The following is a 21,195-nucleotide window of genomic DNA, read 5'->3' as shown; positions in this document are numbered from 1 at the left end:
TTTATTGAGAGGTAGTTATGACAAAATATGTATTGGCAAACTGGAAGGCCCATAAATCCATGTCCGAAGCTGAAGCATGGCTTGAAAAGTTCTGTCAGTTGTATCGTCCCAATCCCCAGGTAGAAGTAATCATCGCCCCACCTGCATTATACCTTATCCCCATGCAACAGGAATTACAGAAATATACAACTGAGCATCTAACCTTGGCAGCTCAGGATCTGTCGCCATTCCCCCTGGGCGCTTATACCGGGGCAATGGCCGCTGAAATGGCACGAGACCTGGTTGAGTTTGCTATTCTCGGTCATTCTGAGCGGCGTCGTTATTTTTATGAAACCAACCAGGATGTTGCTAACAAAGTCAGCGAGGCCAGGGCTGCCGATATAAAACCCATCGTCTGTGTCGACAAAACCTATGCAAGGTCTCAGATAGCGGCCCTGAACGAAGCAGATCTTGAGGATTTGATTATCGGCTATGGACCTGTTGATGCCATAGGTATTAATGTTCCCCAATCTCTTGAAAAGATAAAAGAGGTGATAGGGGAGATCAGGATAATCGCACCTGACAAACCGATCCTTTATGGTGGCTCAATTAATGAGGATAATGCTGGCGATTACCTGGCGATAGCGGGTTTGTCCGGGTTAATGGTAGGGACGGCAAGCCTGGACCCGGTGGCGTTCGCACGTATTTGCGAGAAGGCCTCCTGTGATGACTATGACAGTTAATCGTACGGGGAATCGAGCGGGCCAAAATTTTCAGGACCGATTCCGATCGTGATGATTTTTTAAACCGGTTTGGAAAGCTTATAATCGAAACCAAAAGCAGTTGTTTAGAATGGGCGCTATTATCAAATCATTTTCATTTACTGGTAAAAACCGGTGGTGTTCCGGTGTCAACTTTGATGAGGCGGCTGCTTACCGGATATGCAGTTTCATTTAACCGGAGATATAATTGATCCGGGCATCTCTTTCAGAACCGCTATAAATCCATTTTATGCCAGGAGGATGCTTATCTGCTTGAGCTGGTCCGTTACATTCATCTAAATTCCATCAGGGCAAAGCTTGCTGAAAATATGGGATTATCCTTATTCCGGGCATAGCAGCATCTGAGAAGATGAAATTCTTGATAATTCTAAAATAAAAGTTCTGGCAGATACTGTTTCAAAAAATGTGGATATAGATAAAATACGTTTACTTTCCGAAATGGATATAAAACAAACTGATTTGTTTTTATCCTCATTCACTAAGTTATCCAATCATATCCCATGTGCGGATGCCTCCCCTATAGTACTGTTATGAAATCAGGCCTTCAGTCACTTGGATTCAGTCACTTGGATACACCGAAGTAAAGCCTCTAAAGGATTTTCTTTTTTTAAAACAGGATACTCCGATACGAGGTCACTGTTTTCACTATTCACAAATGATAAGCAATGATAAAAACCTAATGGAAAATATTTATTCAGGAAATCCTAAAGAAAAAGCCAAAGGGGTTTCGCGTAAGAAATACTTTGGCGTCATATGTACATTTACACCTTTCTGCTTGTATAGAATAATAATAAAAACAGTATTATATAGTTTTTTGTTATCCCGGGCTTGACCCTAAATCCATAAAAGTAACAGATATTGCAACCTAGATACCGGATCGAAGTCCGGTACGACAGGATGAAAAAGCGCCCATTAAATATAATTATGACACAGTCTCCGAAGCGAGCAATCTTATTGGATATAGAACATGTACAAGATATTTCCATCCGGAGAACTTACCTTCATCTACTTTTTACTTTGATTATTTCCGGTTTTTTGATATAGTTACACAAATTCTTTGTTGAAATGCTGGCTGGCTTACATGAATCTAAGGTTTTAAAAATGAAAACCACACAATATTTTGATTATACGAGGAAACGCCCGGATCGTGCTCAAATCAGAGAAGATTGGATAAAATCAGTTATTGATAAACCTGATAAGACAGAAATTCAATCTGATGGCAGGATCAGAAAATGGGCCAAAATATCAGAAACAGGGAAATATTTGAGAGTTATTTTACTCGAAGATGGCGAAACGGTTCATAATGCGTTTTTCGATAGATCATACAAGGAGTGATAATCATGAAAGTGAAATATTTTTCCGATACGGATACTGCTCACGTCGAATTCACCGATAAAGAAGTAAATGAGACTAAAGAAATAAGTGAAAATATCTATGTTGACATCGATGCTAAAGGCAATATCGTTAGTATGACTATTGAGCATGCAAAAGATAATGCCGGACTTTGGGAATTTTCATATCAAGAGATGTCGCATCAAACTGAAAAGGAGTATAGAGCATCAATTTGATAACAGATCATTTGCCTGAATAAAAAACTTTCAGATAGATATTGGACAATGGGGTCTGCTTATGGATTTTGCTTTTATGTTATACTTCTCTTTGTGATTTGCGGGATCACTAATCTCCATATACTTCAAATTCTATCTATCATAACTTCTATGTCATGCAGCTTCAAGGGCTTAATTTGAGATAGTTCTTTGTGAAACCGCTGTTCGGAATCCCATAAATCCCAGGCATGTTGGGCATTCAGCCAAAATTCGGGGGAATTCCCGAAAAGACGGGATAATCTCAATGCCATGGCAGGTGTTATGGCCCGTCGTTCTCTTAAAATTTCATTAATAGTCTGGCGTGATACACCCAAAGCCATAGCCATTGAAGTAGCGTTCAGATCAAAATCCGGCATGAAATCTTCTCTGAGCATCTCGCCGGGATGTGTTGGGGGGCATTCTCTTTTTGCAGTGTTTGTAGTAGTCATGTTTCTATCCCTCAATGGTAATCAGTTATTTCAACATCGTAGGCATCGCCTTCAACGAAACTAAAACAGATTCGCCATTGTTGGTCATTGATCGATATTGAATATTGTCCTTTCCTATCTTCTTTTAGTGCGTGTAACCGGTTGATTGGAGGCATCATGAGATCATTTAAGGTTAATGCATAATGTATATATTCTAAGCGCCTTATGGTCCGTTTGATTAATTCAGGGGGCAGACGTTTTGATTTGCCTGTTATAAAAAGTTGTTTCGTTTCTTTATCGGCAAAAGATTTTATCATGAGCCTATTGTAAGCTGTCACGTTACAGTTGTCAATATTCAAACTCATTTTTTTGAGAATAGACATTGTTTGTGGTATCCGCTTCAGAATTTTGTCAGTTTACATTGATAATCTTGTAATAAATCCATAAACCGCCATTCCTCCTTCATCATATTTAAAAGAGAACGAAAACTGCCTGTTACAATTAATTTCTTCTTTGCTAATATATAGTTTTATGTTATAGCCACTTTAATTCGATTTATTTAAAATGAGTTGTTTGTGTAACTTTCAGGATTTAAAGAGGAAAAAGCCAAAGCTTGAAATTATGTTTTCAGATATTTTTAGCATTTGGAGTTATTCTGTTAATAGAGTAATTAATCGCTTTTGAGTGATATGCTGATCCATTATGGTGACAGTATTATTGAACGGGTTTAAAAAGCAGCTACAGGCAGTAAATTAGGGAAAGAGATTCAAACTTTAAAAGAAAAAGTAATTAAAGGTCAAATAAAGACTTGACCCAATTTGTTCTTCTTTTATTCAAATATAGCAATTTAGAGGTTCCTTTCTCCCTCTGAAACGAGAGGATATGGAAAACAAGAATTCATCAAAATCGGATCAAGAACAAAGAAGTATCTTATATCGTATTTTTGATCCTAGGCGCGAAGATGAGGTTGTAGTAAGAATATTTTTTTGGATATCTATACTCTCATGTGTGTTTCTGCCAAGTATCTTTGAGGTGTTAGCCGACAATAAGATATGGAATGTAATTGCTGTCGCATGGTTTGTGTTGGCCGTTTATATTCGTATTAAGGTTTTGAGAAACCGGTGAATTTAATGAAGGCAGGGGACGTGACCGAAATAATGGGGGTCGCATTGACGGACAACATGGGTGTAAGGCCTACACAGTTGGCAGCTCTGCCCTTTAAAATATTTTACAACCACGCCTTTCACAAAGACTTCGCTTGTGAAGGCGGCGTTCTGATAGTACAGATATCTCCTATCTATCAATCCAGAGATAGTGGAAATATGTGAACCCTGACATGGTGAGACCATGTCAGGAAACATCTTTACTAAGCCCTACTGGATGACAAGTGGGATAATATCGGCAAAGCAACTGAGTTTATGAAAACAAGGGGGAATCTGAAATTTCTGCGCCAGTTCCATGACTTCCTGTAGATTTCGGCATCTCACTATACCCTTGAACAGGAAAGCTCAGAACGGTTGATGCTAAAATATTTTGAGTACCTTCTCAGAGTCAAGGACTTCCTGAAAACCACGTATTCGCTTGATGTCCTTGGAAATCTTGATAAGTTTCCTCTCAACACAGATTCTACTCTTAATGAATATTACGAGAAAATTGCCGACAAAGTAAATCGGCATAGATTCACCGATCCAAAGAATGCAAGAGCCGACAGTTACTATATACAGAAGATCAAGCCGTTTTTTGTAAATCAGAGGATTTACTATGAGGTTACATTCACGCAACTTAATGCTATTGATTTTATCTATTCCAATTATCTGCAAAATAAGAGTAAAAATTCATGAGAAGAAAAGAAAAAGAAATTACTGAAAAATCGGAGATCGAAGCTGTTATTCATAATTCGATTGTCTGTCGTGTCGGATTGGCTGAGGATAATATTCCGTACATTGTGCCCTTATGCTACGGATACCGGGACAATACGATTTATGTCCATGGTTCTTTGGAAGGAAAGAAAATAAATATTTTGCGGAAAAATAATAATGTTTGCTTTGAGTTTGATATAGATGTTGAGGTTTTAAAAGGCAAAAATGCCTGTGAGTGGGGCATGAAATATGAGAGTGTAATTGGCTTTGGTAAAGCATTTTTTATTGATAATCCGGAGCAAAAAAGAAAAGCATTAAATATTATCATGAGCCAATATTCGAAAAACTTATTCCAATTCACAGATAGTACTATCGATAAAACATCTGTGATTAAAATTGAAATAGATAGTATGACCGGCAAACGGTCCGGGTTCCAATAATAAACAATATAATCACTGCTCCATCTATTGGGAGTTTAACTTCACCCCTTCCCACAGATGAAGGCTAAGTTATGAAAAAAGGCTAAAAATGAAAAATATATTTCCAGAACCAATAAGAAATTTGCCGGAAGCTGATATACCAATAGATGGTATCAAGGCGTATTTATCGCAGGCTTCTAATCATCAGTTGATATTTATGCAATTTGAAAAGGATGCTGACCTACCTGAGCACTCTCATGCTGCCCAGGTAGGATTTGTTCTTAGTGGGAAAATTGAATTGATAATAGATGGAGCCAAAAAAGAGTATAGTAAGGGTGATATTTACTTCATTCCTGAAAACACAAAGCATTCGGGAAAAATCTATGCCGGATATGCAGACATTACTTTTTTTAATGAGTCTGATCGCTATAAAGCGAAGTAATTGAGAATTTAAAATACCGCTATAAACTATATTTTCATACGCAACATCTATGTGCTAATTAAATACCGGCCTGAAGTGGGAAAGCCGATTTTCCCCATTCCATATACGCCATGACATCATTGATATCAGCTTTGCGGCCATCTGCAAAAATTGCCTGGCCGTTGATTAAACATGAATATGCATAGCGAACCGTAGTTCCTGTGTGTGATGCTACAGTAAATATGCTTCTTCCTCCCGCTGCAATTTCCAGGTCTACTTTACCATCTTTAGAGTTCAGCTTGAATTCCCATCTGGATGGAACCTGCATCCCTGTAAGCGGATCTATCCACATTTCCATATCCTTTACCGAAATATCTCCCAAGCCGAATGCAAGCTTTTCATCATTGATAGAGATTTGACCTTGCCCTATTTTTTCCTCTCCCGGTAAAACGAAGAAGTATATACGATATTTGTCATTCATGCCCAAAACCCAGTTGTATGGTTTACGCATTGATGTAACCGGGTCATATGTTTTTCCGAATGTTAATCTTTCATGAAGCCCGTAAGCATTTTTTAGAACATGTTTCTTGCCTCCGACAGTAATATCACCTTCAACCCAACAGAAATGGTCATAACCGGCGCGAAGCGTTTTAGGCAAGTCCTCCCAAAGGCCGCCACTTCTTATTGCTTTGCCAATACCTCCAAAAAGCATATTGTACTGAATGCCCATGTGATCGCCCTTAATTTCCCAAAAGGGAGGCCGGGAAATAAATTCCATTTTTTGTGTTTTCCAGACTATCGAATCTCCGACCTGCTTGATTGAAAAATCTGTGTCGACCCAATCTTTGGGGTCTAAGCGGTTGCTGATAAATTCGTTGTTATGCATTTTGCCACGTTTGTTTTTGGGGATCATCATAAAAGTTGTCTGGATCATCAATGCTTTATCCACTTGCCAATAGCCGCTCTTTCCTCCGCCGACATGCCATAAATTAGGTACGAAGCAAAGGTCATAATCCTCTGACTCTGCTATAACAAGTTGAGCAAAATCTTCCATATAGTCACCTTGTGGCATGTCAACATCATGGTTTAAGCCCTCAGACAACTGAACATCGCTCATAGCTTCTCTTTGCATAGTTACCTTCCCCTTTCTATTGCATTTGTTTGGTTCAAAGACATTTAAAAACTGTTGCTCAAAAATCACTTTTATAAAACTATAACTCATATTGTCCTGTTTTTACAAATATTAATTTTTCTATATATGCGATTCTATAATGATATTTTTAATGAATCTGATCGTTAGTGTCCATCCAGAAATGGTAGATTGCGGTTCAGATCAAGGCCGCAGCATTTTTGAAAACGCAGGCGTAATGGTCTTACGTCGAGTATTTCAAAAATGCGAGAACGCAGATATGGGTCGCAAGATGCCGTTTATGGATGGGCACTAGTTATAAAGTGAATTTTGGAAGATAATGGGAAAAGAAAACCGGCATGTTCGGATTAAACTTGTACCGCAAAAACGAGTCCTAATTCCGTTGCTTCAACTGTGAATCTTCAATCTTTACATTTTCATAATTATAAGTAAAATGTACATATAGCTGAGCTACGTTTTTAATGGAATAAACAGAAAGAAAAGGCTAAAATTAAAAAGTTTAGAATTATATCTGCCAGAAAAGCGGATGGCGATGAAGAAAAAGATTATTGGAGATACAGAAAATGAGAGACCATTATGATTTTTCCAAAATGAAGGGCCGTAAAAATCCCTATATAAAACATTTAAAACAACCGGTAACTATTCGGCTTGACCGTGATACCATTTCATATTTCAAGTCTATGTCGGAAGATTTGGGCATTCCTTACCAAAACTTAATAAACCTTTATCTTCGAGATTGCTCTGTTAATCAAAGAAAACTGCAAATGAAATGGCAAACTGAAAATGCCGAACAAAACAGTTGAGTTAGTCCGGGCTATTTATATGGCAATCATACAAGCAAAAATTACTGATGCAGAAGAAGTCTTGAGATTGCAGAAGTTGGCTTATCAAATTGAGGCCAAACGCTACAATGATTATAATATACCTCCACTTAAACAGACAATTGCTGAAATAAAAGAACAATTCAAAACATATATAATATTAAAAGCTGTTTCTGAAAAACAAATTATCGGCACTGTGAGAGCATATGAAGAAGATGGGACTTGTTTTGTCGGCAAGCTGGCAGTTCTTCCTGATATGCAAAATCAAGGCATCGGAGCAGCTTTGATGAAAGAAATTGAAAAGCATTTTACCCCAAAAAGATTTGAGCTTTTTGTAGGTTCTAAAAGCGATAATAATATACATCTTTATAAAAAATTAGGTTATAATATCTATAAAACGGGTGGTTATGATTGTGACCATATAGAAATTATATATATGGAAAAGGTTAATAAGAAATGAGAGAACATTTTGATGTCGGATCTTCAGTGATTATAGCGATTACTTTTGTGCTTTTTGTATTGGCATTGTTTACCAAAGGTCTTACTCACGATCTGCTTTTAGAAGCAGGTGTGTTTCTTGTTTCTGTAAAATTGATTATAATGGCGTATAAAAATAACATAACCACAAAAAAGTTATTAAAAGAGTTGCAAGATATTAAAGATGCCTTGGTAAAAAGAAAAGAATAAAATGTCGGGAGATGTAGAGATGAAAAAAATATTATATACAAAATTTTCATCCGCCTTGACCTTGACCAAACTGAAACGTTTTGAAAGTGGCTCTTTAAGCCTGAATTTATGTGGATTGCCTTTTAGTGAGAGATGATAATATGGATATATGTCCTTTAAAAACAAATGCAAAGCGAGTTGAATCGTCTGGCCAAAGCGGTATGAGCATTGTTACTTTAATATTATTTATCGCTCTTGTTGTATTGGCGGTAATTGCCTACCCGTTACTACGGAAGCATCCGGCCGAACAAGAATCAGTTTCTGCTGTAATTCAAAATACACCTGCTGCAAGTAAAAATGAACTTGCTAATATTCAGAAAACCGCAAATCAGCTTGCCATTGGCGACTTTGCATCAGAAGAAGAAATAGATATAAATCTGAATTCTGTTATGGATCTGGATTTTATGTCCAAATCGGAAGTGTACGATCTTAGGACAGATGCCGTTTATCAATATCCGGAACTCATTGAAGGCGACTATATTCCTTCACGGACAGTTTTTGGTCAGATTGAAGATGGCAGACCATGGTGGGGAACTATGGGAGCTTCCTATGGCCGTGGTAATGACAGTATTGAAGGCCCTTCAATGCAGTCAGTTTCCATACTTAATCCATATCTTCTGGCAGTACCTGACTTAATAATATCATGGAATATGGCGGTTGTGCCCGAAGAAGAACTGGGAAGCGATAAATTTCCGGTTTATTGTGAACCTTATGATCTGCGATGGTATCCTGCGCTTAAGAAAGCGGAAGTACACTATAGTAAAGAATGCGCTCAACTTAGCTATAAACAAAAATTCAGCTTTTTATTTTACAATGCCAGGGACTTTAACCTCAAATACGTATATGTGTCATATGATAATTCAACTAATATCTCAAAAGACATCCAACCCAATGCGCCTGTTGCTATAAAACATTATATACACAGAGGAGGCAGTTGTGGGTATCCGGGAGGATGCAATAATGTTAGTCCAAGCACCCCGCCAACAGATGATATCAGTATCACTGGCTGGCCGGCCAAGGCTGTTGTCTGGTTCTGGAAAGACAAACCTGCTTCATATAATAAAACGCCGGATATGGAATTTATTATTTATTTCGAATAGAATAAAAAAGAAAGATTTTACATCCGTTTCATATCCGGGTCATTTTGAGGAGGGTGGGTTTTTCTGTATTCGTGTTCTTTATCAAGGTGCATAAGATATTCCAGAAAATTCCATGTTCGGGCTGTTTCTGTGATCATAGCAATAATCACATCCTGCGGATCGGGCAACACCTGTTTATAACTTCTTAGGATCTGTATTACTTGCTCTTTATCTTCAGAATTTATCAGTACCATACGGTAATTGCCGGATGCGGGAGTTTTGCGGTTGCAATCGGCAGAAGGCTTTGCTGCTTTGTTTTCAGTTAATGTCTTAACCTTTTCTTCGATCACATCGCCTACAGTTTTGGTAAACAAATCTTCTGTGACAGGAATTACTTCCAGTGCATTTGATCCCTGTGCCATTTCAGCAAAGGCCGCCATTCCGGCCTGTATATCCGTTTGTGATAATCCAAGGGTAAAACATATTATACTGTCATCCATTAGCAGCAGGCCTCCTCAATGTTGCCATCAGTTTTGTAACTATCTATTAAGCGAGATTAGAATTGACAAAATCCCAGTTGATAAAGTTTTCGATGAATGCGTCAAGGTATTCATTACGTTTGTTTTGATAATCAAGATAATAAGCATGTTCCCATACGTCCACCGTCAATAATGGCTTTAAACCGTGAGCTATAGGAGTATCAGCGTTTGATGTTTTCATAACCTCCAACTTGTTATCTTTCAAGACCAGCCATGCCCATCCGCTGCCAAATTGTGTAAGACCGGCATTCTTTAGCTCTTTAATAAAGTTGTCGTAGCTTCCAAAATCGGAGTTGATTTTTTCTGCGATCTTTCCTGTAGGTAAGCCACCACAATCCGGTTTCATGGATTGCCAGTAAAAGGTATGGTTTAAGACCTGAGCGGCATTGTTAAAAATACCGATTTTGTCACTAGTATTTGCAGTTGTTTTAATGATATCCTCTAATGTCTTGCCGGCCAGATCAGTACCCTCAATAAGCTTGTTGAGGTTTGTAACATAAGCATTATGGTGTTTTCCATAATGAAAATCCAAAGTTTCCGAACTGATATATGGTTCAAGCGCATCTTTTTTGTAAGGAAGATCGGGTAGCATAATAGACATAATATTCTCCTTTTATTTTACGATTTAAGTTTAGTGCCGCTTTTAGCGAGTAGCGACACAATTAACCCTAATATAAAACCTCCTGCAGCCGTAAGAAACAGCAGTAGTATTACCGGCATTTCTGTGGTAAACCAAAGGAATCGAGCCTGGATGGGAGCTGTGTTTTGCACAGCCACCAGCACCAAGGCAATACTGATTGTCAAAACAAGAACTTGTTTTATTGTCTTCATAGTAGGTATGACCTCCTCTGCATCATTTGGTTCAATTTAGCCGCAATGCGGCAGTTAACCAGGCTTCCAGGGTGTTTTGCTTGCCCGTCAACAGCCAAGATGAGACGTTTTGTAAATGGCTCAGGTAATTTCTTTAACCCGTCCTACTATACCGCTTTCAAGGCGTACCTTTATCCCATGCGGATGGGTACCTGATTTTGTAAGAATATTCTTCACAATACCTTCAGTCAGATTGCCTGTACGCTGATCCTGTTTTTGCACAACTTTTACATGCGCACCCACTTTTATATTAGCGCGGTTATTTCCGTTCATACAACATTTCCTCTATTTCCTAAAAATATAATTTGTACAATACTATCATAAAAAATCTATTTATTGCAAGAGAGCCCGTTTCAAATTGAATGCTCCCCGACATCTTTTCTCAACGCATTCCTTGAAGCTTTATCCACAAGTGTAAAAAGCCTGTCTGTATCATCTTTTTTATTTGATGCCTGATGTCCATGCACTTTAACAAATTTACAATTTATTTGATCAGTCATTCTATAAAATTTCTGATAAAGCTCATAATTATTTATACGCCTGTTTTTCTTTGAACAATAATTGTTTTTTTCTAAGCGCTCACGCCTTCCCGGCAAACCCATGATGTTTTGGGAATCCGTATATATAATTACCTTGTTCCCCATTACCTGAATATCGTTTAGCGCCCATAATAGAGTTTGTAATTCAAGATTCGTTGAAGAAGTATGATCAAAGCGCTTCACTTTCACTTGCTTTCTCAAAGCATCCAACGAAAGTCCAGGTTCAGATACAGCGAGGTAAGCCCCATATCCAATCTTTGACTTAGTATTCACACTTCCATCTGTAAATATAATCAGCTCATCCACAAGCATATTATCAAACTTTTCGGTTTTAATGTCTATACAAATGTCTATATGGTTTGGAGTATTATGGTAAATACATATATCAGCTTGTTCCGATTAATTAAATCTCAAATTCCTTGACGAGCAATTACTTATTTTATATACAAATATTGTATAAAAAGATTTTTATATTTGTGGTTTAGCCGATTATTCATTTAAAAATCTATAAGGAGAATCAGATGGTCTCCAAAAAGCCCTCAAAAAGAGAAACCCATACACCCATGTTAGTTGTGCCGGATAGTATAGCAGAAGAAGACCGGATCGGACATCAGGAACATTGTGATGGGTTGGTCCAGATGATACGTTCCGTAGAATCCAGTGGTTCTTTTACAATTGGTGTCTATGGTCAATGGGGTTCGGGGAAAACCAGTATGTTAAAGCTGATCGAAAAGGCTTTGTGCGCTGATGCCACTGACAGTGAATGCCGGATACTGACCGTCTGGTTTAATCCCTGGCAGTTTGCAGGTGAGGAGCACCTGATTATTCCGTTTTTTCATACCTTGGCCGCTTCATTAAAACGGGTTCATGAAAGACAAAAAGGTGATAAAGGGGAATTTTCTAAAAAAGTCTCAGTTTTTTTAAAAAAACTCACAAAGGTGCCAATTGCCCTTGCCTATGGCTTAGAAGGTGAAATCAAAATTCCGTTGCTTCTTAAGTCGAAGTTTAAATTTAAAGATATGATTGATGAATCGCGAAGAGCTGAAAAGGAAATTGATAATAAAGAGAAAGAAGCCGGTATTTTGGATTCTGTTCAGGAATACGAGAGTCTTTATTATAATCTTCTTCAGGAACTACAGAAAGCTGCTGAGGAGTTCGGTACAAAGATCGTAGTATTTATCGATGATCTGGATCGTTGTCTGCCCGAAAAGGCTGTCCAGTTGCTTGAGGGCTTAAAGGTGCTTTTGGATTTACCGAATTTTGTATTTGTGATCGGTGTTGCCAGGGAAGTAATAGAACGGGGTATTCGCGTGCGTTACAGGGAACTATACCTTACAAACCGCGAAGATTTGCCGGATATAGAAAAAGACTATCTGGATAAGATAGTTCAGTTTCCTGTTGCGATGCCACCGGCAGATCCAAAACACCTTTTAAGTCATATCACATCTTTAATGAATGACTTAAAAGATGCACAACCATTTATTAAAACGATACTTGAGACACTTGGCAATAATCCCCGAACTTTAAAACGATTCATAAATGCCATTTCCTTTTCCATGTGGGTGGCGGACCGCAAGCAAGTAGAGGATTGTGAACCTTTTCTCCCGGAACTCCTCATAAAAATGAGTTTGATTGCATTTTTGCTTCCAAATCTTTATCGTCAACTTGAAAATTACCCGCATCACCTTATAAAGCTTCAGAAAATAATCCGGCAACTTGTAGAAACAAAAAAAGAGAAAATTGAAGAGAGCAGGGAACAGCCTTATAAGCCGACCAAAACCGATATCCCGATAGTTGATCGATGGTTGGAAGAGCGGCACTTTTCAAAACTTGAAGTCATCTTAAGATGTGAGGAAAGGGGTACGTTTCATGATAAAGGGTTTGAGAATCAGGAGGAAGTAACTCGATATGTGTTTATGCTTGCGCCTGCCTTAAATCCGGAAACAAGGGCAAAGGCTATAAATTATGAGGCACAGGAAACTTCTTTAAAAGATGAATTAAATGGAAGAATGGTAAAGATTCCAGGTGGTACATTTACTATGGGCGATGAAAAAGAAGGGGAAGTCGAAACAACTGTGAGTGATTTTGAAATAGACAAGTATCCTGTAACACAGTTATTGTATTATAAAGTGACCGGTAAAAACCCCAGTCATTTTAGGGGGGTTGATAAACCAGTGGAGAGTTTATCATGGTTTGATGCTGTGGAATTTTGTAACAGTCTTTCCGATAAAACAGGATATAAGTCTGCCTATGAAATCAATGGGAAAAGCGTAAAGAGGATTAATGATGCAAACGGTTTTCGTCTACCTACTGAAGCGGAATGGGAATATGCTTGTCGGGTAGGGACTAAAAGGGATAGATATGAAGACAACATAGACAAAATTGCTTGGTATGCTAATAACTCTGAAGATGAAACCCACGGGGTTGGCCAAAAAGATCCTAATAAATTGGGACTGTACGATATGCTTGGTAATGTTTGGGAATGGTGCCAGGACTGGAAAGGTGATTATCCTTCTGATCCTGTGAAAGATCCAATTGGTCATCCAACAGGCTCTAGTCGCGTGGTACGCGGCGGCAGTTGGGGCGACTATGCGCTCCGATGCCGGATGTCTTTTCGTAGCAGCATCCCACCTGACGACCGATACAACGGTATAGGCTTCCGCCTCTCCAGGTCCGTTTCCATTGACACTTGAGCCCTTGGACCCTTGGCAAAATTTTTTAGCGGAGTGCAGAGAGTGAATAGCCGACGAAGCGAAGCCGGCGGCGTATGAATGAACGCAACGGAGTGGAATTTCGGGGATTGGACTTTTTGCTTGCGTAGGGCGGGGTTTCACACCCCGCCAAAATGATGTCTGTGGCGTAACTCAAGATGGTAGTTAGATGATGGAAGTTGCCGTCACATGGCGGCATATAAAATGCCGCCCTACGAGGGTATTGTGTTATGAACAAAGAATCATTAAAATAAATCATATTGGTACGATGCATGATCATACGATGGACACGATACATAATCGTAGGGGCGTATTGCAATACGCCCCTAAACAATATGCCCCACAAAACCCCATAGACTTTTCCGGCATTTGGAAACAGGATATTAACTTTTAGAGAAGAGGTCTTTATGCGAAAAACAATTATTGTGTTGGTGATTATTGCTCTGGTGATTTCAGCCGGGGCCTATTATTACTTCTATAAACCACTTGCCCGGCAAACTGCCATTGAAGCTGTGCTGCCAAAAGATACTTTAGGCATGATCAGGGTGTGCGAACTGAAAAAGCAGATCGAACGATTCAGGAAAGGTCGCATGGGGCAGTCTCTTGGCGGTATTGATTTGCCGCAGCTTATGGCTGCTATGGAGATACCGCCTAAGCAGCGTACAGAGATCACACATGCCGTGGGAAACTTTAAAACCGCTGTTAACAGTACCTGGTTTGATGCCTTTTTTGGTCAGGATGTTTCTTTTGCAATGTTAAATATAAATCTTGACCCCCGGCAACTGGAATCCGTTGATCCTGAAACCCTCCTTGATTCGATAGTATTGGTGGCAAGGCCCAAACAGTCTGTTAAAATTATAGAGAGCTTTGCCAGCATGTTTGGCTCAACACTTTCCGTGAAAACCCAAAAATATCAACAATGGGAGATAAGCGAGTTCTTTCTGAAAAACGGTCGGCCGGTTTACTATGCATTGACTAAAGGACTGATGATAGCCGGTTTTTCAATAGCGCCTGTAAAACGCTGCCTTAAACAGTCATTAGATGATAGTACTTCTTTATTACAGGCCGAGATCTATCAACGCCATTGTGCCGATCTTTATAAGTCAGGCCAGACAGATTTTCTTGCCTTTGCAAATGCCGATCATTTTATTACCTTTTTCCGGGAGGCTGTCAGCCACAAGGCAGATACTGATCCAGGTGCGAGAAAGCTTGTAACCCAGTTTGAGAATTTACAGGGAATTGAGACCATTAATTTTGTACAATATGATGACGGCAGCCCCCTGGTACGTTCAAAAATAATTGCAGGAATTGACAGAACAAAGTTGTCTCACAGGCTAAAAACTATTACCGATATTGATCCTGCTGCCAACCACATTTTAAAGTATATTCCGGTTGATTCATTGATCTATAACTGGCAGAACACCTTTGATCTGAAAGTCTATTGGGATGAGATTCAGCATCATCCGGAAATAACATCTGAAGCCGTGGCAAAGATAAAGCAAAGCTTTGTTAAGGAAACAGGTATGGAAATAGAATCTCTTCTGGATGCTTTCGGTACTCAGGCTGGAATGCTGATCAAAGATATCAATATGGATGGGCCGTTTCCCTATCCTGAACTTGCTTTGTTTATCGAAGTAAAACAACCCGATGTTATCAATCAATTGATCAAACAACAAATCAAGAAATTAAATATGCCTATACAGCATGAGACTTACCGGAAAACCGATGTTAAATACGTCATGCTGCCAACCGGAGCTAATATGAGCCCGGCTTATACTTTTATAGAAGAATATTTTGCCCTGACTATCAACCGCAACCTGCTTAAAAGTATGATAGATGCACCTGATAAAAAAAGTCTTGGCAGCAACTCCAACTTTAAAGCCCTTGGAAAGGAGATGACTGCTGAAAACAACCAGATCTTTTATTTAAACACCGAAGAAATGATTATCAAGACCCGCAAATTAATCTCCTGGGGTATAAGCTGGATGGCTATTGCTCAGAGAGACAAAGTGGAAAAAGCCTCAAAGATAGTCAATTTGGGCATCAACCCCTTGCTGGATGGACTTTCCATGATAAAAGCCATGGGCGGAAGTACATATATCGGAGAAGATTTCATCAAGAGCGATATGCAGGTGCTGATGGATCGTTAAAAATCTAACGGAACTTAATTGTTTACCGAAACTTTGGAGAATACTTATGAGCGATAAAAAACAAACAGATTGGGAATGCATTCAAACTGAGACAGGACCTGACCTGAAGCTTTTTCGTGTAAGATTTGATTGGATGAGAAACCCAAGGAATGCTCATACGGTAAAAGCCACAGTCCTCGAATCTTCTGATTGGGTAAATGTGATAGCGCTGACCCCGGAGAATAAATTAGTGATTGTCTATCAGCATCGTTTTGGAACCGGTGAAACAACAACTGAGCTTCCCGCAGGAATCGTTGAATCAGGAGAAACATCAAAAGAAGCGGCTATCCGAGAGTTGAAAGAAGAAACGGGTTACACGAGTGAAGAATGGGAGTATTTAGGATATGTGGAGCCCAACCCGGCATTTTTGGATAACCGCTGTCATCATTGGGTGGCAAGAAACGTGAAGCAGACAATGCTCCCTGAGCTTGATGATGGTGAGCATGTGGCAGTTGGCGTTATGAGTATAAAGGAGATAGGGCAAGAGATTGCCTTGGGTAGATTTCGTCATTCGCTGGCTTTTACAGCGCTTTGTCATCTATTTGACCTTAGAGGAATACTGATGAAAGCTTGACGGAACTTTAGTACTATACATATCTCAATACAGCGAATACAGTTTTCTTGCCTTTTTATTCTGAAAAAAAGTAATTTCTCCAGGTTTTAGATTGTCTGTTGTTTCCATAAGCATATTTTTTGCGACCTCGAAATTTTTTTGATACTTCTCCGGTAGAGGATGAGAAGGAGGCATCTTCAGCGCAAGAAAATTAACAAACGTTTTGCCATTCTGCAAACGGAAGTCAAGATGAGGGCCGGTAGCAAGACCCGTTGCTCCCACATATCCTATAACCTGGCCTTTTTTTACACGGGAACCCCGTAAAACTCCTTTTGCTATTTTGGACAAATGTCCATACCAGGATTTGTGGTTATTGGGATGCTTTATTATTATCGTTGTGCCAAGCCCATCTCTTCTTCTTCCAGCCGCAGTAATGACACCGTCACCTATGGCAGAAATAGGGGTACCCCTTGGTGCTGCGTAGTCAATCCCAAGATGAGGGCGGTATTTTTTTAATATGGGATGATATCTTTTGCGGGTAAAATAGGAAGATATTCTTCTGTAGTTAAGGGGAGCTTTTAAAAATACCGCTTCAACACTGTCCCCGTTTTCATCATAATAGTTACCGTTTCCATCAGGCGTTTTATAATAAAAGGCATTATGTGTATATCCTGATCTTGTATAGGAAGCAGCCAATATATTTATATCTTTTAAAACAACCCCATCTTTATCAACATAGGAATCCCACAGAATGCTGAATTCGTCATCCGGGCGGCAGTCAGTAAAAAAATCTATTGTAGAAGCAAAAATTTCAGCAAATTGCACAACCATTTCAGGATGAACATTTAAAGAAGTCATGCTTTGATACAATGAATTTTTTATTTTCCCCCGGGTTCCTCTTATTATTTTTTTCGCTTTTATTTCATGTGTTGAAGCAATAAATGTGTTATTATTAATATCCGGTTCCACTACATAAAATTCCATGGGCCCGTCATAATATTCGAATTTATTAAAATTACCTTTACTATCAAGATAAAGTTTCCATTTGTCCCCTACATTACATTTTCTAAGATTAAAAATCTTATTCAACGTATTTGTTATTAAACTAACATCTAATAGCTCTACACCCTGTTTTGCCAGGATATTGCCAAGAACTTCTCCTTCCGAAAGTTGTCCGGCAATAACAGTCAAAACCTTTTCGTCTATCCTGTGAGGAGTTTTTGATTTATTACTAGCAAAGACAAAAATGAGAGAATTAATAATGATGATGAAAGAAACAGCTATTATCGTGATCTTTTTGTTCATAGACATATGCCCTGTTTTTTATTACTTTTCTATTCCAACTCTCGCCTGTACCCCATTATTATAGTAATGTTTGATTTCTTTCATTTCCGTAACAAGGTCGGCTTTTTCAATTACTTTTGGATCGGCTCCCCGGCCTGTTATGACAAGTTCAACATTATCAGGTTTTAATGCTATAATATCAAGGATGTCTTCAACAGATATAACGCCGCATGAAGAAGCTGAATTTGCTTCTTCAAGAACTATAATGTCGTATTTAGATGAATTCATTAAGTTCTTTATTTTTGCAATTCCTTTATGGGCTGCTTCAATATCTTCTTTAGAAGGTTTGCCTTTAATAAATCGCCCAAGTCCGAATTGTTCTACTGTTATCTGACCGGAAAATTTTTCAAGGGCTTTTATTTCGCTGTAAAGGCCCATCTTGATAAATTGAGCAATATAAACCTTCAGGCCGGCTCCCGCAGCTCTAATTGACAGGCCCAATGCCGCTGTTGTCTTTCCTTTCCCGTTTCCGGTATATACCTGGATGTAACCTCTCATATTTTCCCTCCAATGGTTATAGTTCTATCTTTCTTACAAGATCATTTATTTTACATTTATTGTCAAACAGTATGCTTACAATACTTCCGGGCTGGGCAAAATCAAGTTGTTGCCCATTTGTATCCGTTATTCTTCTTATTGTATCATGTTTTGCCGGGCCTTTAATGCACAGTATATCAACCTTGTCGTTTAAAAATAATTTGTTTCGCACTTGAATAATTGCCATATTTCCATTTTCAGATCCAATGACTTTACCTATAAATGTGCGTTTGGTAGCAGGCTTTATATCAAGATAGTTCGGCACAGTTTCTCTCGTATTACCAAAGTAGAATCCTGTGCAGTATCCTCTGTTGCTTATTCTGCCAAGCTCTTTTATCCATTCTTCTTTTACTTCAAATTCTGCCGGAGATTCATACCATGAGTCGATAGCTTCCCTGTAAACCCTGACTGTTGAAGCAAGATAGTTTATTCCCTTCATGCGGCCTTCAATCTTTAAAGAAGATATGCCTGCATCTATCATTTCAGGAATGTGGCCGATCATACACAAATCTTTTGAGTTAAAGATATATGTGCCACGGCTGTCTTCTCCAATTGGCATATATTCGCCGGGTCGTGTCTGTTCAACAACCGCATAGCTAAATCTGCACGGATGGCAGCACATGCCATGATTGCTGTCACGGTTTTCCATAAAATTGCTTAACAAACAGCGCCCCGAATATGATATGCACATTGCACCGTGAACAAAAGCTTCTATTTCAACTTCACCCAATGAAGCTATTTCTTTGATTTCTTTTAAAGAAAGCTCACGGGCCGTATTTATTCTTGTAACACCAATATTTTTCCAGAACAAAGCTGCCTTGTAACTTGTGGTGTTTGCCTGTGTGCTTAAATGTATAGGCATATCAGGCATTATGTTTTTTGCCTCAAGCAATATGCCGGGATCTGCAATAATTACTGCATCAGGTGCAATTTCTGAAAGGCTCTTTAAATAATCTTTTATGGCTTTTTGCTCGTTGTTTCTTGAAAATATATTGCATGCAACATACACTTTTACCCCGGCTTTGCCGGCAAACCGAACAGCTTCGTTTAGTTCATCAATTGTAAAATTTCCTGAAAAATTTCTTAAAGAAAAGTCTTTTCCTGCCAGATAAATCGCATCAGCACCGTAATGGATGGCAATTTCAAGCTTTTCAAAATTCCCGGCCGGGGCAAGGAGTTCAATTTTTTTGTTTACCTTATTAGACATGGGCTTTAGCCGTGGCAGAAAATTCTTTCATGTATTACTGCAAATTATTTTTATTGAGGCTTTCAGGCTTTCCTGCCAGGGTTTCGGAGATATCCCGAATTGCCTTTTAATCAGACTGCAATCAAGAGCAGAATAAGAAGGCCTTTCGGCTTTTACAGGATAATCTTTTGATGCAATCGGTTTTACCATGGTTGTTTTTATTTGCATGTATTGTTTTGCTTCTTCTATTATCTTTTCTGCAAATTCATGCCAGGTGGTTATTCCTGCGCCGCAAAAATTGTAAGTTCCCCAGATATTGCTGTTACCGTTTTTGACCTGAGAAGAAACAGTTAATACAGCATTTGCAAGATCAGTGGCAAAAGTCGGGGAGCCATACTGATCGGATACAACACTGATTACTTCTTTATCTTTTCCAAGTCTTAAAATAGTTTTAACAAAATTATTTCCGTGTATGCCGTAAAGCCATGAAGTTCTTATTATTATATGCTTTTCTATAGTATTTCTTACCAAAATTTCGCCTTCTGCCTTGCTTTTACCATATACACTTATCGGGGATATCTTATCTGTTTCAGTGTAAGGAGTATTTGCGCTTCCATCAAAAACATAATCGGTTGAAATATGAATCAGCGGAATTGAAAGACTATTGCAAACGGCAGCAATGTTTTCCGGACCAAAACAGTTTGCTGCAAAACAGACTTTGCTTTCTTCTTCAGCTTTATCCACATTTGTGTAAGCCGCTGCATTTACAACAATAGTTGGATTAAAATCGTTTATAATTTTTTCTACATCCGATTTGATGCTTATGTCGATTTGCGGAAGATCAAAACCTGTAGCTTCAAAACCGAATGATTTAGCTTCTTTTAACAAATCCCATCCCAGCTGTCCTTGTGACCCTATTACAAGTATTTTCATTTTATTTTACCGAAAACTTTAGAAAAGGAGGGAAGTTGTTTGTCCTTTTCCGATATTATGGGGTTTTTTACAGGCCATTTTATATTTAATATATCATCGCACCAAATTATGCCTCCTTCATCACCAGGGGCATAATACTCAGAGCACTTGTATAAAAGATAAGCTGTATCGCTTAAAACACAGAAACCGTGGGCGAAATCTTCAGGTATAAAAAGGCGGCGGTTGTTTTTGTCCGAAAGAATAAAACTTTCCCATTTGCCGAAAGTTTTTGAATGTGGCCTTAGATCAACAGCTACATCAAATACTTCCCCTTTAATAACCTGAACCAGTTTTGCCTGTTTTTGTTTTATCTGATAGTGCAAACCTCTTAATACATCTTTTGAAGAACAGGAAAGGTTATCCTGCACAAAATTTCTGTCTATACCAAGAGGATCATATACGCTCTTCTTGTATACTTCTGTAAAATACCCTCTGTTGTCTGAAAAAACAGGTGGCTCTATTAAAATAACATCTTCAAGATCAGTTTTAATTATATTCATAAGTC

At 38.7% G+C, this 21,195-nt stretch carries 26 protein-coding genes and 1 pseudogene; 14 read left to right on the top strand and 13 right to left on the bottom strand.

What is annotated here, in order from left to right; translation table 11 throughout:
- The first annotated feature begins 17 nt into the window (after positions 1–17).
- From KKC46_13080 to KKC46_13065, 4 genes and pseudogenes are all read left to right on the top strand, one after another.
- Positions 18–722, top strand: coding sequence for a triose-phosphate isomerase (locus KKC46_13080; GenBank protein ID MBU1054739.1), 705 nt, complete (start codon positions 18–20; stop codon positions 720–722).
- An 11-nt stretch (positions 723–733) separates the two neighbouring features.
- Positions 734–1,060: pseudogene (locus KKC46_13075) on the top strand (transposase).
- An 802-nt stretch (positions 1,061–1,862) separates the two neighbouring features.
- The gene (locus tag KKC46_13070) at positions 1,863–2,096 is read left to right on the top strand and encodes a hypothetical protein (protein MBU1054738.1); all 234 of its coding nucleotides are present in this window, start codon (positions 1,863–1,865) and stop codon (positions 2,094–2,096) included.
- A gap of 5 nt (positions 2,097–2,101) precedes the next feature.
- Positions 2,102–2,329 carry a DUF2283 domain-containing protein gene (locus KKC46_13065; GenBank protein ID MBU1054737.1) on the top strand — a complete coding sequence of 76 codons (228 nt, stop codon included), beginning with the start codon at positions 2,102–2,104 and terminating at the stop codon, positions 2,327–2,329.
- Positions 2,330–2,454: 125 nt separating this feature from the next.
- Here KKC46_13065 and KKC46_13060 read toward each other — a convergent pair whose 3' ends face one another.
- Together KKC46_13060 and KKC46_13055 are read right to left on the bottom strand one after the other, a co-directional pair.
- Positions 2,455–2,796 (bottom strand): HigA family addiction module antidote protein, encoded by a 342-nt coding sequence (locus KKC46_13060; GenBank protein ID MBU1054736.1) that lies wholly within the window; start codon positions 2,794–2,796, stop codon positions 2,455–2,457.
- 11 nt (positions 2,797–2,807) lie between these two features.
- Entirely contained in the window at positions 2,808–3,092 is a 285-nt protein-coding gene (locus tag KKC46_13055; GenBank protein MBU1054735.1) for a type II toxin-antitoxin system RelE/ParE family toxin, read from the bottom strand.
- A 1,203-nt stretch (positions 3,093–4,295) separates the two neighbouring features.
- On the opposite strand from KKC46_13055, the gene KKC46_13050 reads away from it, so the two are divergent.
- From KKC46_13050 to KKC46_13040, 3 genes are all read left to right on the top strand, one after another.
- Positions 4,296–4,616 (top strand): hypothetical protein, encoded by a 321-nt coding sequence (locus tag KKC46_13050; protein ID MBU1054734.1) that lies wholly within the window; start codon positions 4,296–4,298, stop codon positions 4,614–4,616.
- A complete protein-coding gene (locus KKC46_13045) occupies positions 4,613–5,074 on the top strand; it encodes a pyridoxamine 5'-phosphate oxidase family protein (GenBank protein ID MBU1054733.1) in 462 nt (153 codons plus the stop codon). Before KKC46_13050 ends, KKC46_13045 begins: the two co-directional genes overlap by 4 nt.
- A gap of 88 nt (positions 5,075–5,162) precedes the next feature.
- On the top strand, positions 5,163–5,495 hold the full coding sequence (locus KKC46_13040) for a cupin domain-containing protein (protein ID MBU1054732.1): 333 nt from the start codon (positions 5,163–5,165) through the stop codon (positions 5,493–5,495).
- Between the two features lie 58 nt (positions 5,496–5,553).
- On the opposite strand, the gene KKC46_13035 is transcribed toward KKC46_13040, so the two are convergent.
- Positions 5,554–6,606 (bottom strand): hypothetical protein, encoded by a 1,053-nt coding sequence (locus KKC46_13035; protein MBU1054731.1) that lies wholly within the window; start codon positions 6,604–6,606, stop codon positions 5,554–5,556.
- Between the two features lie 581 nt (positions 6,607–7,187).
- Here KKC46_13035 and KKC46_13030 point away from each other — a divergent pair.
- The 4 genes from KKC46_13030 to KKC46_13015 all read left to right on the top strand — a co-directional run bounded on the left by KKC46_13030 (position 7,188) and on the right by KKC46_13015 (position 9,271).
- Entirely contained in the window at positions 7,188–7,427 is a 240-nt protein-coding gene (locus KKC46_13030; protein MBU1054730.1) for a BrnA antitoxin family protein, read from the top strand.
- Between the two features lie 19 nt (positions 7,428–7,446).
- Positions 7,447–7,905 carry a GNAT family N-acetyltransferase gene (locus KKC46_13025; protein ID MBU1054729.1) on the top strand — a complete coding sequence of 153 codons (459 nt, stop codon included), beginning with the start codon at positions 7,447–7,449 and terminating at the stop codon, positions 7,903–7,905.
- On the top strand, positions 7,902–8,132 hold the full coding sequence (locus KKC46_13020) for a hypothetical protein (protein ID MBU1054728.1): 231 nt from the start codon (positions 7,902–7,904) through the stop codon (positions 8,130–8,132). The genes KKC46_13025 and KKC46_13020 overlap by 4 nt, the downstream gene beginning before the upstream one ends.
- Positions 8,133–8,257: 125 nt before the next feature.
- Positions 8,258–9,271 carry a hypothetical protein gene (locus KKC46_13015; GenBank protein ID MBU1054727.1) on the top strand — a complete coding sequence of 338 codons (1,014 nt, stop codon included), beginning with the start codon at positions 8,258–8,260 and terminating at the stop codon, positions 9,269–9,271.
- A gap of 17 nt (positions 9,272–9,288) precedes the next feature.
- Here the strand turns inward: KKC46_13015 and KKC46_13010 are convergent, their stop codons facing one another.
- From KKC46_13010 to KKC46_12990, 5 genes are all read right to left on the bottom strand, one after another.
- Positions 9,289–9,750, bottom strand: coding sequence for a DUF3783 domain-containing protein (locus KKC46_13010; protein ID MBU1054726.1), 462 nt, complete (start codon positions 9,748–9,750; stop codon positions 9,289–9,291).
- A 46-nt stretch (positions 9,751–9,796) separates the two neighbouring features.
- Positions 9,797–10,390, bottom strand: a complete 594-nt coding sequence (locus KKC46_13005) for a superoxide dismutase (GenBank protein ID MBU1054725.1) — start codon at positions 10,388–10,390, stop codon at positions 9,797–9,799.
- Between the two features lie 17 nt (positions 10,391–10,407).
- Positions 10,408–10,620 (bottom strand): LapA family protein, encoded by a 213-nt coding sequence (locus KKC46_13000; GenBank protein ID MBU1054724.1) that lies wholly within the window; start codon positions 10,618–10,620, stop codon positions 10,408–10,410.
- A 120-nt stretch (positions 10,621–10,740) separates the two neighbouring features.
- Complete coding sequence (locus KKC46_12995) at positions 10,741–10,932, bottom strand: YwbE family protein (GenBank protein MBU1054723.1); 192 nt, start codon at positions 10,930–10,932, stop codon at positions 10,741–10,743.
- Between the two features lie 80 nt (positions 10,933–11,012).
- Complete coding sequence (locus KKC46_12990) at positions 11,013–11,504, bottom strand: ribonuclease H (protein ID MBU1054722.1); 492 nt, start codon at positions 11,502–11,504, stop codon at positions 11,013–11,015.
- 215 nt (positions 11,505–11,719) lie between these two features.
- Between KKC46_12990 and KKC46_12985 the strand changes: the two genes are divergently transcribed.
- From KKC46_12985 to KKC46_12975, 3 genes are all read left to right on the top strand, one after another.
- Positions 11,720–13,891: an SUMF1/EgtB/PvdO family nonheme iron enzyme gene (locus tag KKC46_12985; GenBank protein MBU1054721.1), complete on the top strand. Its 2,172-nt coding sequence runs from the start codon at positions 11,720–11,722 to the stop codon at positions 13,889–13,891.
- 425 nt (positions 13,892–14,316) lie between these two features.
- Positions 14,317–16,059: a DUF3352 domain-containing protein gene (locus tag KKC46_12980; GenBank protein MBU1054720.1), complete on the top strand. Its 1,743-nt coding sequence runs from the start codon at positions 14,317–14,319 to the stop codon at positions 16,057–16,059.
- A 46-nt stretch (positions 16,060–16,105) separates the two neighbouring features.
- Entirely contained in the window at positions 16,106–16,672 is a 567-nt protein-coding gene (locus KKC46_12975; protein MBU1054719.1) for an NUDIX hydrolase, read from the top strand.
- 24 nt (positions 16,673–16,696) lie between these two features.
- Here the strand turns inward: KKC46_12975 and KKC46_12970 are convergent, their stop codons facing one another.
- Genes KKC46_12970 through rfbC form a run of 5 tightly spaced genes read right to left on the bottom strand, consistent with a single transcriptional unit; the run spans position 16,697 to position 21,190 of the window.
- Positions 16,697–17,956: a M23 family metallopeptidase gene (locus KKC46_12970; protein ID MBU1054718.1), complete on the bottom strand. Its 1,260-nt coding sequence runs from the start codon at positions 17,954–17,956 to the stop codon at positions 16,697–16,699.
- 21 nt (positions 17,957–17,977) lie between these two features.
- Positions 17,978–18,493 (bottom strand): cob(I)yrinic acid a,c-diamide adenosyltransferase, encoded by a 516-nt coding sequence (locus KKC46_12965; protein MBU1054717.1) that lies wholly within the window; start codon positions 18,491–18,493, stop codon positions 17,978–17,980.
- A gap of 16 nt (positions 18,494–18,509) precedes the next feature.
- On the bottom strand, positions 18,510–19,739 hold the full coding sequence (locus tag KKC46_12960; GenBank protein ID MBU1054716.1) for a U32 family peptidase: 1,230 nt from the start codon (positions 19,737–19,739) through the stop codon (positions 18,510–18,512).
- 27 nt (positions 19,740–19,766) lie between these two features.
- Positions 19,767–20,651: a dTDP-4-dehydrorhamnose reductase gene (gene rfbD / locus KKC46_12955; protein MBU1054715.1), complete on the bottom strand. Its 885-nt coding sequence runs from the start codon at positions 20,649–20,651 to the stop codon at positions 19,767–19,769.
- Positions 20,648–21,190 carry a dTDP-4-dehydrorhamnose 3,5-epimerase gene (rfbC, locus tag KKC46_12950; GenBank protein ID MBU1054714.1) on the bottom strand — a complete coding sequence of 181 codons (543 nt, stop codon included), beginning with the start codon at positions 21,188–21,190 and terminating at the stop codon, positions 20,648–20,650. The genes rfbD and rfbC overlap by 4 nt, the downstream gene beginning before the upstream one ends.
- Between the last annotated feature and the right edge of the window lie 5 nt (positions 21,191–21,195).

The organism is Pseudomonadota bacterium, from assembly GCA_018817425.1.
GTDB lineage: Bacteria > Desulfobacterota > Desulfobacteria > Desulfobacterales > RPRI01 > RPRI01.
This window is presented reverse-complemented; position numbering and strand designations above follow the sequence as displayed.

Bases quoted from the DNA above. Each gene is read 5' to 3' on its own strand.
- KKC46_12980 (MBU1054720.1), top strand. From the start codon at position 14,317: ATGCGAAAAACAATTATTGTGTTGGTGATTATTGCTCTGGTGATTTCA.
- KKC46_12995 (MBU1054723.1), bottom strand. From the start codon at position 10,932: ATGAACGGAAATAACCGCGCTAATATAAAAGTGGGTGCGCATGTAAAA.
- KKC46_12965 (MBU1054717.1), bottom strand. From the start codon at position 18,493: ATGAGAGGTTACATCCAGGTATATACCGGAAACGGGAAAGGAAAGACA.
- rfbD (MBU1054715.1), bottom strand. From the start codon at position 20,651: ATGAAAATACTTGTAATAGGGTCACAAGGACAGCTGGGATGGGATTTG.
- KKC46_13080 (MBU1054739.1), top strand. From the start codon at position 18: ATGACAAAATATGTATTGGCAAACTGGAAGGCCCATAAATCCATGTCC.
- KKC46_13050 (MBU1054734.1), top strand. From the start codon at position 4,296: ATGCTAAAATATTTTGAGTACCTTCTCAGAGTCAAGGACTTCCTGAAA.
- KKC46_13035 (MBU1054731.1), bottom strand. From the start codon at position 6,606: ATGCAAAGAGAAGCTATGAGCGATGTTCAGTTGTCTGAGGGCTTAAAC.
- KKC46_12985 (MBU1054721.1), top strand. From the start codon at position 11,720: ATGGTCTCCAAAAAGCCCTCAAAAAGAGAAACCCATACACCCATGTTA.
- KKC46_12975 (MBU1054719.1), top strand. From the start codon at position 16,106: ATGAGCGATAAAAAACAAACAGATTGGGAATGCATTCAAACTGAGACA.
- KKC46_13070 (MBU1054738.1), top strand. From the start codon at position 1,863: ATGAAAACCACACAATATTTTGATTATACGAGGAAACGCCCGGATCGT.
- KKC46_13020 (MBU1054728.1), top strand. From the start codon at position 7,902: ATGAGAGAACATTTTGATGTCGGATCTTCAGTGATTATAGCGATTACT.
- KKC46_13060 (MBU1054736.1), bottom strand. From the start codon at position 2,796: ATGACTACTACAAACACTGCAAAAAGAGAATGCCCCCCAACACATCCC.
- KKC46_13040 (MBU1054732.1), top strand. From the start codon at position 5,163: ATGAAAAATATATTTCCAGAACCAATAAGAAATTTGCCGGAAGCTGAT.
- KKC46_13000 (MBU1054724.1), bottom strand. From the start codon at position 10,620: ATGAAGACAATAAAACAAGTTCTTGTTTTGACAATCAGTATTGCCTTG.
- KKC46_13025 (MBU1054729.1), top strand. From the start codon at position 7,447: ATGGCAATCATACAAGCAAAAATTACTGATGCAGAAGAAGTCTTGAGA.
- KKC46_13005 (MBU1054725.1), bottom strand. From the start codon at position 10,390: ATGTCTATTATGCTACCCGATCTTCCTTACAAAAAAGATGCGCTTGAA.
- KKC46_13010 (MBU1054726.1), bottom strand. From the start codon at position 9,750: ATGGATGACAGTATAATATGTTTTACCCTTGGATTATCACAAACGGAT.
- KKC46_13055 (MBU1054735.1), bottom strand. From the start codon at position 3,092: ATGATAAAATCTTTTGCCGATAAAGAAACGAAACAACTTTTTATAACA.
- KKC46_13065 (MBU1054737.1), top strand. From the start codon at position 2,102: ATGAAAGTGAAATATTTTTCCGATACGGATACTGCTCACGTCGAATTC.
- KKC46_13045 (MBU1054733.1), top strand. From the start codon at position 4,613: ATGAGAAGAAAAGAAAAAGAAATTACTGAAAAATCGGAGATCGAAGCT.
- KKC46_12970 (MBU1054718.1), bottom strand. From the start codon at position 17,956: ATGAACAAAAAGATCACGATAATAGCTGTTTCTTTCATCATCATTATT.
- rfbC (MBU1054714.1), bottom strand. From the start codon at position 21,190: ATGAATATAATTAAAACTGATCTTGAAGATGTTATTTTAATAGAGCCA.
- KKC46_12960 (MBU1054716.1), bottom strand. From the start codon at position 19,739: ATGTCTAATAAGGTAAACAAAAAAATTGAACTCCTTGCCCCGGCCGGG.
- KKC46_13030 (MBU1054730.1), top strand. From the start codon at position 7,188: ATGAGAGACCATTATGATTTTTCCAAAATGAAGGGCCGTAAAAATCCC.